This is a genomic window from Microbacterium sp. AG157 (genome assembly GCF_003385695.1).
GTDB classification, from domain to species: Bacteria; Actinomycetota; Actinomycetes; order Actinomycetales; family Microbacteriaceae; genus Microbacterium; species Microbacterium testaceum.
In genome coordinates this window covers 317,659-331,850 of the sequence record NZ_QRDK01000003.1, presented here as the reverse complement: position 1 = coordinate 331,850, position 14,192 = coordinate 317,659, and the positions used below count along the sequence as shown (strand labels likewise).

At 70.3% G+C, this 14,192-nt stretch carries 15 protein-coding genes; 5 read left to right on the top strand and 10 right to left on the bottom strand.

The window, feature by feature from the left end; genetic code table 11:
* Nucleotides 1–93 precede the first annotated feature (93 nt).
* From DEU35_RS10890 to DEU35_RS10875, 4 genes are all read right to left on the bottom strand, one after another.
* Nucleotides 94–1,236 carry an ABC transporter permease gene (locus DEU35_RS10890; RefSeq protein WP_258027905.1) on the bottom strand — a complete coding sequence of 381 codons (1,143 nt, stop codon included), beginning with the start codon at nucleotides 1,234–1,236 and terminating at the stop codon, nucleotides 94–96.
* Nucleotides 1,233–2,117 (bottom strand): ABC transporter ATP-binding protein, encoded by an 885-nt coding sequence (locus tag DEU35_RS10885; RefSeq protein ID WP_103208582.1) that lies wholly within the window; start codon nucleotides 2,115–2,117, stop codon nucleotides 1,233–1,235. Before DEU35_RS10885 ends, DEU35_RS10890 begins: the two co-directional genes overlap by 4 nt.
* A gap of 267 nt (nucleotides 2,118–2,384) precedes the next feature.
* A complete protein-coding gene (locus tag DEU35_RS10880) occupies nucleotides 2,385–3,062 on the bottom strand; it encodes a response regulator transcription factor (RefSeq protein WP_103207964.1) in 678 nt (225 codons plus the stop codon).
* Nucleotides 3,055–4,314, bottom strand: a complete 1,260-nt coding sequence (locus tag DEU35_RS10875) for a sensor histidine kinase (protein WP_116239514.1) — start codon at nucleotides 4,312–4,314, stop codon at nucleotides 3,055–3,057. Before DEU35_RS10875 ends, DEU35_RS10880 begins: the two co-directional genes overlap by 8 nt.
* 144 nt (nucleotides 4,315–4,458) lie before the next feature.
* Between DEU35_RS10875 and DEU35_RS10870 the strand changes: the two genes are divergently transcribed.
* Entirely contained in the window at nucleotides 4,459–5,031 is a 573-nt protein-coding gene (locus DEU35_RS10870; RefSeq protein ID WP_103207969.1) for an NADPH-dependent FMN reductase, read from the top strand.
* 413 nt (nucleotides 5,032–5,444) lie between these two features.
* On the opposite strand, the gene DEU35_RS10865 is transcribed toward DEU35_RS10870, so the two are convergent.
* A complete protein-coding gene (locus tag DEU35_RS10865) occupies nucleotides 5,445–6,290 on the bottom strand; it encodes an exodeoxyribonuclease III (RefSeq protein ID WP_116239513.1) in 846 nt (281 codons plus the stop codon).
* A gap of 83 nt (nucleotides 6,291–6,373) precedes the next feature.
* Between DEU35_RS10865 and pyrE the strand changes: the two genes are divergently transcribed.
* Nucleotides 6,374–6,952, top strand: coding sequence for an orotate phosphoribosyltransferase (gene pyrE / locus DEU35_RS10860; protein WP_103207974.1), 579 nt, complete (start codon nucleotides 6,374–6,376; stop codon nucleotides 6,950–6,952).
* 207 nt (nucleotides 6,953–7,159) lie between these two features.
* On the opposite strand, the gene DEU35_RS17170 is transcribed toward pyrE, so the two are convergent.
* The 3 genes from DEU35_RS17170 to DEU35_RS10850 form a co-directional block, all read right to left on the bottom strand.
* Nucleotides 7,160–7,306 carry a hypothetical protein gene (locus tag DEU35_RS17170; protein ID WP_170210734.1) on the bottom strand — a complete coding sequence of 49 codons (147 nt, stop codon included), beginning with the start codon at nucleotides 7,304–7,306 and terminating at the stop codon, nucleotides 7,160–7,162.
* Between the two features lie 29 nt (nucleotides 7,307–7,335).
* Nucleotides 7,336–8,166, bottom strand: a complete 831-nt coding sequence (locus tag DEU35_RS10855) for an HAD-IIA family hydrolase (RefSeq protein WP_103207976.1) — start codon at nucleotides 8,164–8,166, stop codon at nucleotides 7,336–7,338.
* 110 nt (nucleotides 8,167–8,276) lie between these two features.
* Entirely contained in the window at nucleotides 8,277–8,447 is a 171-nt protein-coding gene (locus DEU35_RS10850; protein ID WP_055832729.1) for a CsbD family protein, read from the bottom strand.
* A gap of 194 nt (nucleotides 8,448–8,641) precedes the next feature.
* On the opposite strand from DEU35_RS10850, the gene DEU35_RS10845 reads away from it, so the two are divergent.
* Nucleotides 8,642–9,589 carry an SDR family NAD(P)-dependent oxidoreductase gene (locus DEU35_RS10845; protein WP_103207978.1) on the top strand — a complete coding sequence of 316 codons (948 nt, stop codon included), beginning with the start codon at nucleotides 8,642–8,644 and terminating at the stop codon, nucleotides 9,587–9,589.
* A gap of 152 nt (nucleotides 9,590–9,741) precedes the next feature.
* Here the strand turns inward: DEU35_RS10845 and DEU35_RS10840 are convergent, their stop codons facing one another.
* Nucleotides 9,742–10,377 carry a metal-dependent transcriptional regulator gene (locus DEU35_RS10840; protein ID WP_116239512.1) on the bottom strand — a complete coding sequence of 212 codons (636 nt, stop codon included), beginning with the start codon at nucleotides 10,375–10,377 and terminating at the stop codon, nucleotides 9,742–9,744.
* Between the two features lie 9 nt (nucleotides 10,378–10,386).
* On the bottom strand, nucleotides 10,387–11,847 hold the full coding sequence (locus DEU35_RS10835; protein WP_103207984.1) for an Nramp family divalent metal transporter: 1,461 nt from the start codon (nucleotides 11,845–11,847) through the stop codon (nucleotides 10,387–10,389).
* Nucleotides 11,848–12,007: 160 nt separating this feature from the next.
* Here DEU35_RS10835 and DEU35_RS10830 point away from each other — a divergent pair, with 160 nt between their 5' ends.
* Both DEU35_RS10830 and DEU35_RS10825 read left to right on the top strand, forming a co-directional pair.
* Nucleotides 12,008–12,712 carry an RNA methyltransferase gene (locus DEU35_RS10830; protein WP_103207986.1) on the top strand — a complete coding sequence of 235 codons (705 nt, stop codon included), beginning with the start codon at nucleotides 12,008–12,010 and terminating at the stop codon, nucleotides 12,710–12,712.
* Nucleotides 12,713–12,922: 210 nt separating this feature from the next.
* A complete protein-coding gene (locus DEU35_RS10825) occupies nucleotides 12,923–14,167 on the top strand; it encodes an acyl-CoA dehydrogenase family protein (RefSeq protein ID WP_219728514.1) in 1,245 nt (414 codons plus the stop codon).
* Nucleotides 14,168–14,192 lie beyond the last annotated feature (25 nt).

The following is a 14,192-nucleotide window of genomic DNA, read 5'->3' as shown; positions in this document are numbered from 1 at the left end:
AAGCCTAGACGCGTCTGGCGAAGGCGAAGAGAAGGGGCGGGTGGATGCCGGTGCCCCCGGCATCCACCCGCCCGCTGACCGGACCCGAACCGATCAGCCCCGCAGAGCCTCGCCGAGCTTCACACGCGCCCCCATGCGCAGCAGCGAGTTGCGGTAGATGCGAGCGGCGACACCGATCGCGAGCACGCACGAGGCGAGCAGCACGAGGAGGGAGAGTACGGGCTCCCACCACTGCGCGTCGCCGAGGTACAGGCGCAGCGGCATCCCCACCGGAGCCGAGAACGGCACGTACGACATGATCGTCAGCACGACGGGGTTGTCGTTGAAGAAGATCACCAGGAAGTACGGCGCCATGATCAGCATCGTGATCGGGGTCGTGGTCGCCCCGATGTCCTCCTGGCGGGAGACCATCGCGGCGGCCGCGGCGAACAGGGCGGCGAGCAGCACGAAGCCGAAGAGGAAGAAGATCGCGAACCAGGTGATCGGTGCACCGAGTGCGTCGAGCACGCCGGCCTGACCGGTGACGGCGAGCCCCACCACCGCGACGGCCGCGAGCAGCACGATCTGGGCCATCGCGAGGATCGTGTTGCCGAGTACCTTGCCCGCGAGCAGCGCCCGCACCGGGATCGCCGAGATGAGGATCTCGACCACGCGCGTCTGCTTCTCTTCGACCACGCTCTGCGCGATGGTGCCGCCGAAGGTCGTCGCGGCGATGAGGAACACGATCCCGAATGCCAACGCGATGAAGTAGCGCAGCACGTCGGCGGCGCTCGAGCCCGGCTCGAGCCGGTCCACCGGTGGAGTGTCGCTGAGCATCTGCAGCAGGGTCGAGGGGACGCTGTCCTTCACCACGACGGTGAAGTCGAACGCCGAGTCCGACGCACCCGAGACCAGGGCGGCATCCGCCGTCCCGTCCGCCACGAGAGCGCGGGCGGCGTCGTCGCTGTCGACGACGGTCACCTCGAGGCCGTCCAGCCCCGAGACTTCGCCCTGCGTCTGAGCGGTGACGGCGACCGGGATGCCGCTGGCGGTGGTGTTCGCGGCCGTGAAACCGCCCCACAGCACCGACGCGAGGGCCGCGACGATGAGGATCGCGGTGGAGATGACGAAGGCCTTGCTGCGCAGCTTCGAGCCGATCTCGCGCTCGGCGACCAGCCAGATGCTCTGCAGCTCGCTCGGCGCGCGGTGCGGTGTCGTCGTACGGGCCGGGACCGGAGCGGTGATCGGGGTGCTCACTGGATGACCTCCTTGAAGATCTCGGCCAGGGTCGGACGCTGGGGGGAGAAGCTGGTGACGTCGCCGCGGCCGGTGGCCTCGCGCAGCACACGTTGGGCGGTGCCGTCGTCGTCGGCGTCGAAGAGGGCGTAGCCGCCGTCGAAATCGATCACGCGAACGCCGGGTTCGTCGCGGAGCCACCCGGTGTCGCCGCGCGAGACCAACTCGTAACGGTGGGTCGCGTGCTCGGCGCGAAGGCCCTCGCGACTGCCGGCCGCGCGGATCGTGCCGTCGGCGATGATGACGAGGTCGTCGCAGAGACGCTCGACCACGTCGAGCTGGTGCGACGAGAACAGCACGGCGGCGCCCTCGGCGGCCTTCTCTTGCAGCACGCCCGCGACCACGTCGACCGCCAGGGGGTCGAGCCCCGAGAACGGCTCGTCGAGGATGAGCACCTCGGGCTCGTGGACCAGCGAGGCGGCGATCTGCGCGCGCTGCTGATTGCCGAGCGAGAGGGTCTCGATAAGGTCGCCGAGGCGCTCGCCGAGTCCGAGCCGCTCGAGCAGGGCCGCGGCCTTGGCGGTCGCGTCGGCCTTGCCGAAGCCGTGCAGCCGTGCGAGGTAGGCGATGTGCTCGGCCACCTTCATCTTGGGGTACAGCCCCCGCTCCTCGGGCATGTAGCCGAATCGACGGCGGTCGGCGGTGGTGACCGCGGCGCCGTTCAGCTCGACCGTGCCCGCGTCCTTGCCGAGCACACCCAGCGCGATGCGCATCGTCGTCGTCTTCCCGGCCCCGTTGCCGCCGACGAAGCCCGTGAGGCGCCCGGGGGCGACGTCGAAGCCCACGCCGTCGAGCACGCGGCGTCCGCCGTAGCTCTTGGTGATGCCGTCCAGATGGAGCACGATGCATCCCTTCTTCTCGATGCCTCCCACGCTAGGGACCCGGATGCCGCACCACCTCCGCCCCGGGACGGTTCTGCGTCTCCACCGCACGGGGGAGGGCGCTACGGCCGAGGGGTCGCGGCGGGGGCTCCCGGGCGGGGCGCCGCGCGTCGTCGACATCGCCCTCGATGCTCGAAAGGACACGCAACGGTGCCGAATCGCGGGGTACCTCGTGACCGTCCGGTCGTCTCGGGCGCTGCCCGGGCCGGTGCGCGGCCCTCGTCGCCGTCAGGCCAGGCCGTGCCGGTGGGCGAGCACCACGGCCTGCACGCGGTCGCGCGCCCCGAGCTTCTGCAGCAGGTTCGACACGTGCGTCTTGACCGTCGCCTCGCCGATGAACAGGCGCGCGGCGATCTCGGCGTTGCTGAGCGCCTCGGCCACCAGCCGCAGCACTTCGCCCTCGCGCTCGGTGAGGGGCTCGGTCAGGCGCAGCGGCTCGATCGTGGCGGAGGGGGCGGATGCCGCCATCTCGGCACCCGGCGATGCGAAACGTTCGATGACCCGGCGCGTGACCTCGGGGGCGAGCAGCGCGTCTCCGGCCCCGACGACGCGGACGGCCGAGACGAGTTCTTCGGGTCCCGCGTTCTTGAGGAGGAACCCGCTGGCTCCGGCCGCCAGCGCCGAGAAGAGGTAGTCGTCGCGGTCGAAGGTCGTGACGATGAGCACGGCCGCGTCGGATGCGGGGTCGGCGGTCAACCGGCGGGTGGCTTCGAGGCCGTCCATGTCGGGCATCTGCACGTCCATGCAGATCACGTCGGGCCGCAAGCTCGCCGCCGCGGAGAGGGCTTCGAGTCCGGATGCCGCCTCTCCCACGACCTCGATGTCGGGCTCCAGCGAGAGGATCGTGCGGAACCCCGCCCGCATCATGGCGTGGTCGTCGACCAGCAGGACACGCAGCTCAGACATGCGCCCCCTCCGCGGTGATCAGCGGTACGCGCACACGCACGAGGTAGCCGCCGCGCGGGCGCGGTCCGATCTCGATCGTTCCGCCCGACACGGCCGCGCGTTCGCGCATGCCGAGCTGTCCGAGCCCCGGCGTCGACGAGCCCCGGCGTCCCGTGTTCGAGATCTCGAGCTCGACAGCATCCGTCTCGAACCGCAGGCGCACGTCGGCGGTGGCGCCCGGTCCCGCGTGGCGGCGCGCGTTCGTCAACGCCTCCTGCGCGATGCGGTACAGGTTCACCTGCACGAGGGGCGGGGGATCGCACGCGGGGTCTCCGATGACGGTGAAGGTCGCAGGGAGGCCTGCGGCGGTGGCGTCGTCGACGAGGGCCTGGATCGTGCTGAGTCCGTGGGTGGTGGGCGCGGTGTCGGGGGCCGCGTCGGCGTCCGGCGTACGCAGGGTCTCGAGCAGCTGGCGCAGCTCGTGCAGCGAGGTGCGCGCGGAGCTCTCGACACTCGACAGCGTCTCGCGAGCGGCGTCGGGGTCGCGAGTGAGGAGCGAGCGGGCGACACCCGCTTGAACGCCCATGAGCGAGACGTGGTGGGCGACCACGTCGTGCAGCTCGCGCGCGATGCGGACGCGGTCGAGAGCGACGGCCTGCGCCGCGGTCACCTCGCGCTCGGACTCGAGTTCTGCGGTGCGTTCCTCGAGGGCCGCGCGTTCGCGCATCTGCTGGTGCGAGCGGTCGCCGAAGTAGTAGGCGCCCCCGAAGAAGAGGGCGTTGAGGCCGAGCGCCAGGAGCTGGGAAGCGACGAACGGTGAGAAAGCGCCGGCGCGAGAGAAGGCGCCCCCGACGTCCGGATCCACCGGCTGGGTCGCCGCCTGGAACATCACGACGAACAGCCACACGAACATGCCCGCGATCAGCGCGACGCGCACGATCGTCGCCCGGCGACGGTTCGGCTCCCATGCTCCGACCGTGTACAGCGCGATGAACATGGCGATGTTGCCGGCGTAGATCTCGGGGATGCGGAACGTCACGGCGAGGAAGTACGCGAGCGAGACGAGAACGGCGGCGACCGAGGGCCAGCGCCGGCGGAAGGCGACGGGGACGGCCAGCACGACGACGTACCCCACGGCGATGGCCAGCGAACCCTGCTGCTCGCCGTAGATCCCCGCGACAGACGACAGCACCGCGCTCAGCAGCCCCCCGAGCAGTAGCACCACGGCGAGCACGGCGTCGTTCCGCTGCTGCGCGCGCGTGATCCGTGGCATCCCTCCACGCTAGAGGCGACCGCCGACACCTGCATCCCCCGTGAGGCGGAGTCAAGAAGAGGGGGAATACAGGTTCGACCGCGATGCTTGCACGTGAATGAACCAGGGCGCCCGGCGCCCCCGTCGTCCGGAAAGAGGATCATCGTGACCGACTACACGATCGGCTACATCGTCGGCAGCATCTCCAGCACCTCGATCAACCGCCGTCTGGCGAAGGCACTCGAGAAGGTCGCCCCCGAGGGCGTGACCCTGAAGGAGATCCCGATCAAGGACCTGCCCTTCTACTCACCCGACTACGACGGGAACTTCCCCGAGGTCGCGACCGAATTCAAGAAGGCCATCGAAGACGCCGACGGCGTCTTCGTCGTGACCCCCGAGTACAGCCGCTCGATCCCGGGCGTGCTCAAGAACGCGCTCGACTGGTCGGCGCGCCCCTACGGCGAGGCGTCGTTCAACGACAAGCCCACCGCCGTCATCGGCACCTCGCAGGGCGGTATCGCCACGGCCGCCGGCCAGCAGCACCTGCGCTCGGTGCTCCTGCACTACAACGCTCTCGTCCTCGGCCAGCCCGAGGGCTACATCCAGTCGACCCCCGGCCTCTTCGAGGACGACGGAACCGTGACCGACGAGGGCACCGCGGCGTTCCTCCGCTCGATCATCGAGGCGCTGGTGACGCTCATCGCGCGCACCGCACCGGCCGAGGTGCCCGCGGTCTGACGCTCCCGCACGGCGGGGTCGGGGTTCGCCTCGGCCCCGCCGTCGTGCGATCCCCTCCGCGGTCGCATGCGACGGCAGGTGCCCGGCCGCGGATCCGGATGGGTACGTCGGATCCGGATACCGCCGCGGAGTCGGTCCGATTCTGTTGCGGCGGTCCGATTCTGCTGCGCTGCGCGCGTACGAAGAGGCCCGCAGGTGTCACCCGAACGGGTCCGGATGCCGCGGGCCCGACGTCCCGGGATGCCGTGCGCTCAATCGCGGCGCGCCGCCCCGGAGCCCGCGTAACGGCGCCGAAATCGGAGAATCGCACCAGAATCGGACGGCAGCGCGCACGGCGTCCGATTTCGACGAGGTCATCCGATTCTGACGAGGTCGTTCGACCGCGCGACGCCCCGGCCCGGTGTCCTCGGCGCTCAGCCGAAGATCATCGGCAGGTCGTCATCGTCGTCGGCCCCCGACAGGTCGAGGTCGGCGACGACGGGGACGTGGTCGCTGGGGACCTCGCCCTTGCGCTCGTTCCGGTGGATCTCGGCGCCGTGCACAGCGTCGGCGAAGGCGCGCGAGCCGAGGATGAAGTCGATGCGCAGGCCCTCGTTGCGGGGGAAGCGCAACTGCTTGTAGTCCCAGTACGTGTAACCGGTGGGGATGAGCGGGCGCACGACGTCGGTGAGCCCGGAGGTCTCGAACGCGGCGAACGCCTCCCGCTCGACGGGCGAGACGTGCGTGCTCGCGCCCTGAACGATCGTGGGGTCGCCGTTGTCGGCATCGGTTGGGGCGATGTTGAAGTCGCCCGTCAGCGCGAGGGGCAGATCGGGGTCGGCGGCGAGGGCGTCGGCCGTGTACTGCCGCAGCTTGTCGAGCCAGTCGAGCTTGTAGGTGAAATGCGGGTCGTCGAGCCCGCGACCGTTCGGCACGTAGAGGCTCCACACGCGCACGCCGTCGACGGTGGCGCCGATCGCGCGGGCCTCCTGGGGGAGGTCGGGCCCCTCTTTGCCCTTCTCGAAGCCGGGCATGCCGGGGAAGCCGATCTCGACGTCCTCGAGCGGCTCGCGGCTGGCGATCGCGACGCCGTTCCACTGATTGAGACCGTGCGCGGCGACGTGATACCCCGCCTCCTCGAAGGCGGCGTACGGGAACTGCTCCGTCTTGCACTTGATCTCCTGCATCGCCAGCACGTCGATGTGCTCGCGCACGCAGAACTCGACGGTGCGGGTGACGCGGGCGCGGATGGAGTTGACGTTCCAGGTGGCCAGGCGCATGGCATCCAGCCTACTTTCGTGCGTCGACATCGCCGTGCGGAGCAGCCCCGGCGTGATCAGGACGGAGCACTAAACTCGACGCCGTGACCACCGCCTCCACGCCCGAGCTCGAAGCCGACCGTCAGGCCCTCATCGGCCTCATCAAGGACGAGGCGGTGTTCCACGGCGACTTCACCCTCTCGAGCGGCAAGAAGGCGACGTACTACGTCGACATGCGCAAGCTCACCCTCGACCACCGCGCCGCCCCCGCGATCGGTCGGCTGGTGCTCGACCTGGTGAAAGACCTCGACGGCGTCGTCGCCGTCGGCGGCCTCACGCTGGGGGCCGACCCCATCGCCAACGCCGTGATGCACGAGTCGGTGCACGCCGGAACCCCGCTCGACGCGTTCGTCGTGCGCAAAGAGCCCAAGGACCACGGCCGCGGTCGCCAGATCGAGGGCGCCGATGTCGAGGGCAAGCGCGTCGTCGTCGTCGAAGACACCTCGACCACCGGCCAGTCCGCCCTCAAGGCCGTCGAGGCGCTGCGCCGCGCGGGTGCCGAGGTCGTCGCTGTCGCCGTCATCGTCGACCGCAAGACCGGAGCGCAGGCTGCGATCGAGGCCGCGGGCCTGCAGTGGCTGGCATCCATCGACCTCGACGACCTGGGCCTCGCCCCGCAGTAAGCAGTCCCGCCCTGCCGGACCCTCGGCCTGCGCGCGCCGCCGGGGTGCGTCGGTGCGTCGCCGCGCTGTGACGAGAACAGGGCGGTGCGACGGGGACAGGGCGTTTCGTCCTGTTCTGGTGGCATCCCCTGTTTCGGTGACGGCGTGACGGATGCCAGCGCGCAGCCGCCGGGTGCGTCGATGCTCCCCGCGGCGGCGGGGCTCACCTCAGGGCGACCCGTCCCCCGGCCCGTCGAACGGGTCGCGACGCCCCCCGCCGCCGCGCCGCGAGCGGCGCCACTGCACGATGAAGGCCACGAGCGTTCCCGCCGTGATGAAGAAGGCGACGATCAGCCAGAGCGTACGGTCGTCCACGGTGTCTCCTCGTCGGGGTCGGGGTCGGGTCAGAGACCCGCTTCGAGGCCCTCTTCGCCGTCGGCGAGGTCGGACTCGAGGGGTTCCTGGCGCACGAGCTCGGCGACCGAGCCGAGGATCTCGTCGGGGCGGAAGGGGTAGCGCTCGATCTCTCGCTGGTCGCTGATGCCGGTCATGACGAGCACGGTGTGCAGCCCCGCCTCGATGCCGGCGACGATGTCGGTGTCCATGCGGTCGCCGATCATGCCGGTGTTCTCGCTGTGCGCCCCGATGCGGTTGAGGGCGGAGCGGAACATCATCGGATTCGGCTTGCCGACGATGTAGGGCTCTTTGCCGGTGGCCTTGGTGATGAGGGCGGCGATGGCTCCCGTCGCGGGCAGGACGCCCTCGGTCGAGGGGCCCGTGGCATCCGGGTTCGTGGCGATGAAGCGCGCTCCCCCGCGGATGAAGCGGATCGCCTTGGTGATCGCCTCGAACGAGTAGTTGCGAGTCTCGCCCACGACGACGTAGTCGGGGGCGGTCTCGGTCATGATGAAGCCCGCCTCGTGAAGGGCGGTCGTGAGACCCGCCTCGCCGATGACGAAGGCGGATCCACCGGGCATCTGCGACTGGAGGAAGTCGGCGGTGGCGAGCGCGGAGGTCCAGATCGCGGACTCGGGGACCACCAGGCCGGAGGCCCGCAGTCGTGCGCTGAGATCGCGGGGCGTGTAGATCGAGTTGTTCGTCAGCACCAGGAACGGTGTGCCCTCGGACCGCCACTGCGCGAGCAGCTCCGACGCGCCGGCGATGGGGGTGTTCTCGTGAACGAGCACACCGTCCATGTCGGTGAGCCAGCACTCGATGTCGCCTCGGGTCCGCATGGGGCCAGCCTAATCCCGGACCCCGACACCGCCTCGAAAAGAGGGGGGGGCTTGAAAGAGCGCGGGCGGGCCCGACCGGAGTCGTGGCCCGCCCGTCCGCGGATGCCGACTTACTTGAAGGTGTCCTTCACGTTCTCGCCGGCCTTCTTCGCGTCGGCCTTGACCTGGTCGGCCTTGCCCTCGGCGGCGAGCTTGTCGTTGTCGGTCGCGTTGCCGATCGCTTCCTTCGCCTTGCCCACGATGTCCTGAGCGGCGTTCTTGATCTTGTCGTCGAGACCCATGATCTGACTCCTTCTTTCTCGTGTCGGCGTCGGCGGCGAAAGGTATCTCGTCGCGACGGAGCGGGTGGCTCACGAAGAAGACGGGTCTCGGGCACGATTCGTCACGCGAAGTCGTAGAAAACTTTTTACCGGACGGTATTCCGCTGCCGGAATGCACCCGTGACGGACGCACCGGATCTCGTTAGGGTCGAAGGGTGACGCGAACCGAATGGGATCCCGAGAACCTGCCGGACCTCTCCGGGCGGTCGTATCTCGTCACGGGCGCGACCCGCGGGCTCGGCTTCTTCGCGTGCGAGCAGCTCGCCGCCGCCGGCGCCCACGTGCTGCTCACCGGTCGGAATCCCAACAAGATGTCCGCGGCCAAGGCCGCCATCATGCGCTCGACCCCGGATGCCAGCATCGAGACGCTCCTGCTCGACACCAGCAACATGGGTTCGGTGCGAGCGGCGGCCGCCACCGCCCGTGCGCGCGGACGGCTCGACGGGCTCCTGCTGAACGCCGGTATCGTCCACCCGCCCAAGGAGCGCGAGACCGCCGGCGGTCACGAACTCGTGTTCGCCACCAACGTGCTGGGCCACTTCGCCCTGGCCGGTGAGCTGCTCAAGCCCCTCGCCGCAGCCCGCGGACGCATGGTCTGGGTGGGCAGTATGTCGACGTCGCTCTGGCGACATGTGCCCACCGACCCCGAACTGCGCGAGGGCTACTCGCCGTGGCGCGCCTACGTGCAGTCGAAGGCGGCGACGACCGCGCTGGCGCTCGAGGCGCAGAAGAGGCTGCTCGCCCACGGCGTTCCGATCCAGAGCCTCGTGGCCCACCCCGGCTACTCGACCAGCGGTCGCACGCGCGGGGTGCGCGGCGTCAACGAGCCGAGCCGGCTCACGCGCTTCTTCGACAATCTCCAGGCGCCGATCACCCAGTCCAAGGAGCAGGGGGCCTGGGCTCTCGTCCGCGCGCTCGTCGACCCGCACGCCGAGGGCGGCACGATGTACGGACCGGCGCTCGTCGCCCGGGGAGTCCCGCGCGTGGCGACCCCCGCCCGCCGCACACGGGGCAGCGAACTCGGCGCCGACCTCTGGCGCGCGTGCGAGACGGCGACCCACGTGCGGTGGCCCTTCGATCGAGCTCGGCGCGCGGCATCCTGAATCCGGTCTCCCGGCACGGCTGAGCGGAGGAGAATCCGCGAGCGGAGGAAGCAGAACCTCGCCCGGGCCCTCCCCTCGACGGGTCTCCTCCCGTGCACCGACAGTGGCTCGCGCAAACGGTCTCCGGCGCGCACGCCGGCGGAGACTCCCTTTCAGCGCGTGAGCCAGACCGAACTGCTCGCGCCGGCCGGCAGCGCCACCTCGGTGCCGTCCGCGCGCACGACATCGTCGCTCAGCACCTCGAGCTCGTGCCCGACGTCGATGCCGTTCTCGACGAGCGCCCTCAGCAGCTCAGGATCGCGATCGCTGACGCGCAGGACGCGCCCCGCGTGGCCGATCGACGCCTCGGCGAGGAGCACGAAGGGTTCGCGGTGCACCGAGCCGTCGGCATCCGGGATGGCGTCTCCGTGGGGATCGAAACGCGGGCGACCGAGTCGCTCGTCGATGCCCTCGAGCAGTCGGTCGCTCAGCGAATGCTCGAGGACCTCGGCTTCGTCGTGCACCTCGTCCCAGGAGTACGCGAACTCGCGCACGAGCCACGTCTCGATGAGGCGGTGGCGGCGGATCACGCCCGCCGCGCGGTGTCGACCCGCGGGGGTCAGCGACACCGGTCCGTACGGCCGATGCGTGACGAGTCCCTGCGCGGCGAGCTTCTTGACCATCTCGGTCACGCTCGAGGGGGCGAGGCCCAGCACGGCCGCGAGCTGCGAGGGCGTGATCGGGCTGTCCTGCCACTCGGTGTGGTGATAGATCGCCTTGAGATAGTCGTCGGCCACGGGCGAGTCCACAGCGTCAGCCTAACCTCCGGTGAAGACCAACCACAGGAGCAGAGCGTTGAGGGCGATGAGGAACACGGATGCCAGCACCCCGGCCGCCGTGGTCGCCCCGCGGTTGCGGTAGTCGCCGAGCACATCGCGTCGACGGGTCAGGGCCACGAGGGGGACGAGCGCGAACGGGATCCCGAACGACAGCACGACCTGGCTGAGCACCAGCGCGAGCGTGGGGTCGACGCCGAGGCCGAGGATCACGAGGGCGGGCACGAGGGTGACGAGGCGGCGGACGAGCAGGGGGATGCGCGCGTGGAGGAGCCCCTGCATGATCTCGGCGCCCGCATAGGCGCCGACGGAGGTCGACGCGAGACCGCTGGCGAGCAGGCCCACCGCGAAGAGGGTGGCGACGAGCGGGCCGAGGCCCTCACGTAGCGCCGCGTACGCGCCCTCGAGGCTGTCGGTGCCCTCGACCCCGGCGAGGGTGGCGGCGGCGAGCAGAAGGATCGCGAGATTCACGGTGCCCGCCACAGCGAGCGCGATCGTGACGTCCCACCGCGTCGCCCGCAGCAGACGCGGAGTCGAGATGCCGCGGGCGTCGGCGAGGGCGTCGGCGCGGCTTTGAGCGCCCGGAGTCCCGCCCGCGTTCTCGCCCGCGTTCGCGCCGAGGCCGCTCGGCGCGGGAGAGGGCGTCGCCGTGGCTCGATCGGTCGTCCCGGGCGCGATGTCTGTTCCCGCGGCTGTGACGCGGTCGGGAGTCGGTGCCGGGCGCGTGGACGTCGTCTCGACGCGTGCGGCTGAGCTCGCCGCCGCCGGCGCGAACCGATCGCGCGCGAGAGCGGAGTGCGCGTAGATCGCGTGCGGCATGATCGTCGCGCCGAGGATGGAGGCCGCGAGGAGCACGGAGGTGCTCCCCTCGAACCGCGGCACGAGGCCCCCGATCACCCCGGCGGGCTCGGGTGGAGCGAACAACAGCCCGAAGGTGAAGCCGACGGCGATGACGAGCAGCAATCCGATCAGTACCGTCTCGAACGCCCGCGCCCCGCGCCGCGTCTGCACGAGCAGGAGGCCCATCGAGACGACGCCCGTGATCACCCCGCCCCACACCAGAGGGATGCCGAAGAGCAGGTGCAGCGCGACGGCGCCGCCGATGACCTCGGCGACGTCGGTGGCCATCGCGACGAGCTCGGCCTGCAGCCAATAGGCCCGGCGAGCCCAGGGGCGGCGGATGCGGCGGCCGAGCACCTGGGGGAGGCTCTCACCCGTGACGATCCCGAGCTTCGCCGAGAGGTACTGGATCAGCCACGCCATCACGTTGCCGAGCACCACGACCCACACGAGCAGGTAGCCGAAGGTCGCGCCCGCGGTCATGTTGCTCGCGACGTTGCCGGGGTCGAGGTAGGCGACGCCGGCGACCATCGCCGGGCCGAGGAGCCAGAGCGCCCGCCCCGATGTGCGACGGCGACCCACGAGATCGGCTGTTTTCGGCATCCCGAAACCGTATCAATTTTTCGGTCCACCGAAAAGTGATGAATCCAGAGGCGTCCAGGTCGCGGGGCGGCACGAGACGACGAAAGGTGCGCCCCGTGATCTCGAGCCGATCGTCCGATCTCGCCCGGGCGTCGGCAGGCCGCGCGGGTAGCCTGAAACGGTGACGGATGCCGAGACCCCCACGCCGTCGCAGGGCGACGCGGCCCAGCCCCCGACGGATGCCGACGGGGCAGAGCCCCGACAGGGGGAGGCGGCCGCGACCGCCACCCACGGCGTCGGTCCCTGGCCCGGCGGCCCGGACGCCTGGCCCGACGATCCCCGCTACGACCGCGAGCTGCTCGAGAACGGCGACACCCGCAACGTCGTCGACGGCTACCGCTACTGGAGCATGGACGCGATCGTCGCCGACCTCGACGAGAAGCGGCATCCGTTCCACGTCGCGATCGAGAACTGGCAGCACGACCTCAACATCGGCTCGATCGTGCGCAGCGCCAACGCGTTCCTCGCGGCCGAGGTGCACATCATCGGCAAGCGCCGCTGGAACCGGCGCGGTGCCATGGTGACCGACCGCTATCAGCACGTGCGGCACCACGAAGACGTCGACGCCTTCGCCGCCTGGGCGCGGGATGCGGGACTCCCGGTGATCGCCGTCGACAACGTCGAGGGGTCGGTGCCGGTCGACCGTGCCGAGCTCCCCGAGGCGTGCGTCCTGCTGTTCGGTCAGGAGGGTCCGGGGCTGTCGCCCGAGGCGATCGAGGCGGCCACCGGCGTGGTCGAGATCACCCAGTACGGTTCCACGCGCTCGATCAACGCCGCGTCGGCTGCCGCCGTGATCATGTACGAGTGGTGCCGCCGCTGGGCGTGAGCTGCGCCCTCGTGACGCCACCGTGTGAAACGCGGGGTCTTTGTCGGTAACACGCTGCCGGTGAGCGGGCGGGCGGATGTTTACTGACGGCACCGGTTGCAAGGCCCGGGGGCGAAGAAGCGCCCCGCCGCGAGTCGCGCAGCCTGTCCTTCGCCGGTGGCAGCCGGTGGAGGACGCGACACCGAATCACACACCTGGGAAGGAATGACCATGACGATCACGGATTCAGCGACGACGGGCTTGGCGGACCGCTGGCGGGACGCCCCCGCTCCACACGATAGCGTCGGCTGGATCGCGCGCGCCCGCGAGGTGGCGGACATCCTCGCGACGGACGCCGTCGAGCGCGACCGCGCCAACGATGCCCCGTTCGCCGAGGTGGAGTTGTTGAAGGCATCGGGCCTGGTGACGCTGCTCGGTCCTCGCGAGCATGGTGGCGCGGGCGAGACGTGGGACACCGCGTACAAGGTCATCCGTGCCGTCGCGCGCGGGGACGGATCGATCGGGCAGGTGCTCGGCTACCACTACCTCTGGGCATGGGCGGCGCGCCTCGTGGCCACCGACGCGCAGATCGCGGCGGTCGAGGAGTTGTACACCTCGAACGCTTTCCTCTTCGGTGGCGCAGTCAACCCGCGCGACTCCGATCTCGTGATCCGCGAGGACGGCGACGACCTGATCTTCTCGGGGCGCAAGTCGTTCTCGACCGGCGGCCGGGTGTCCGACCTGACGGTGCTCGAGGGCGTGCTCGAAGGCACCGAGACGCACATCTTCGCGATCGTCCCCACGGCGCAGGAGGGGATCGTCTTCGCCGGCGACTGGGACAACCTCGGCCAGCGTCTGACCGAGTCGGGTTCGGTCGAGATCCGCGATGTGCGCGTTCCCTGGTCGGATGCCGCGGGATTCGTCGACAAGCAGTTCCAGTCGCTGGTCTACAACACCCTCAACGTGCCCGCGATCCAGCTCGTGTTCGCGAACTTCTACCTCGGCATCGCCGAGGGCGCGCTGGAGACCGCGTCGGCATACACCCGTGAGCGCACCCGGCCCTGGCCCTACGGCGGTGACGACAAGCAGCGCGCCACCGAGGAGTGGTACGTGCTCGAAGGCTACGGCACCCTGCAGTCGAAACTCTGGGCCGACGAGGCGCTCCTGGATGCCGTGGGTGCGGAGATCAGTGCCGTGTTGCACGCCCCGCGCGAGGAGCTGACCGAGCGTCGGCGCGGAGAGATCGCGGTGCGAATCGCGGCCGGCAAGCTCCGCATCGTCGACGACGGCCTCGAGGTGGCATCCAAGATCTACGAGCTGACCGGAGCACGTGCGACGTCGAACGCCGTCGGGCTCGACATCTTCTGGCGGAACCTCCGTACGCACAGCCTGCACGATCCCATCGCGTACAAGAAGCGCGAGGTGGGGGAGTACGTGCTGCTCAGCCAGGTGCCGGTACCCACCTGGTACACGTGAGACGCCGGGGCGGGGCGCCGACGAG

Excerpts from the sequence above, each read along its gene's own strand:
- DEU35_RS10880 (WP_103207964.1), bottom strand. The coding sequence starts at position 3,062 with ATGTCTGAGCTGCGTGTCCTGCTGGTCGACGACCACGCCATGATGCGG.
- DEU35_RS10875 (WP_116239514.1), bottom strand. The coding sequence starts at position 4,314 with ATGCCACGGATCACGCGCGCGCAGCAGCGGAACGACGCCGTGCTCGCC.
- DEU35_RS10865 (WP_116239513.1), bottom strand. The coding sequence starts at position 6,290 with ATGCGCCTGGCCACCTGGAACGTCAACTCCATCCGCGCCCGCGTCACC.
- DEU35_RS10855 (WP_103207976.1), bottom strand. The coding sequence starts at position 8,166 with ATGCGGACCCGAGGCGACATCGAGTGCTGGCTCACCGACATGGACGGT.
- DEU35_RS10850 (WP_055832729.1), bottom strand. The coding sequence starts at position 8,447 with ATGGGTCTCGACGACAAGATCAAGAACGCCGCTCAGGACATCGTGGGC.
- DEU35_RS10835 (WP_103207984.1), bottom strand. The coding sequence starts at position 11,847 with ATGCCGAAAACAGCCGATCTCGTGGGTCGCCGTCGCACATCGGGGCGG.
- DEU35_RS10825 (WP_219728514.1), top strand. The coding sequence starts at position 12,923 with ATGACGATCACGGATTCAGCGACGACGGGCTTGGCGGACCGCTGGCGG.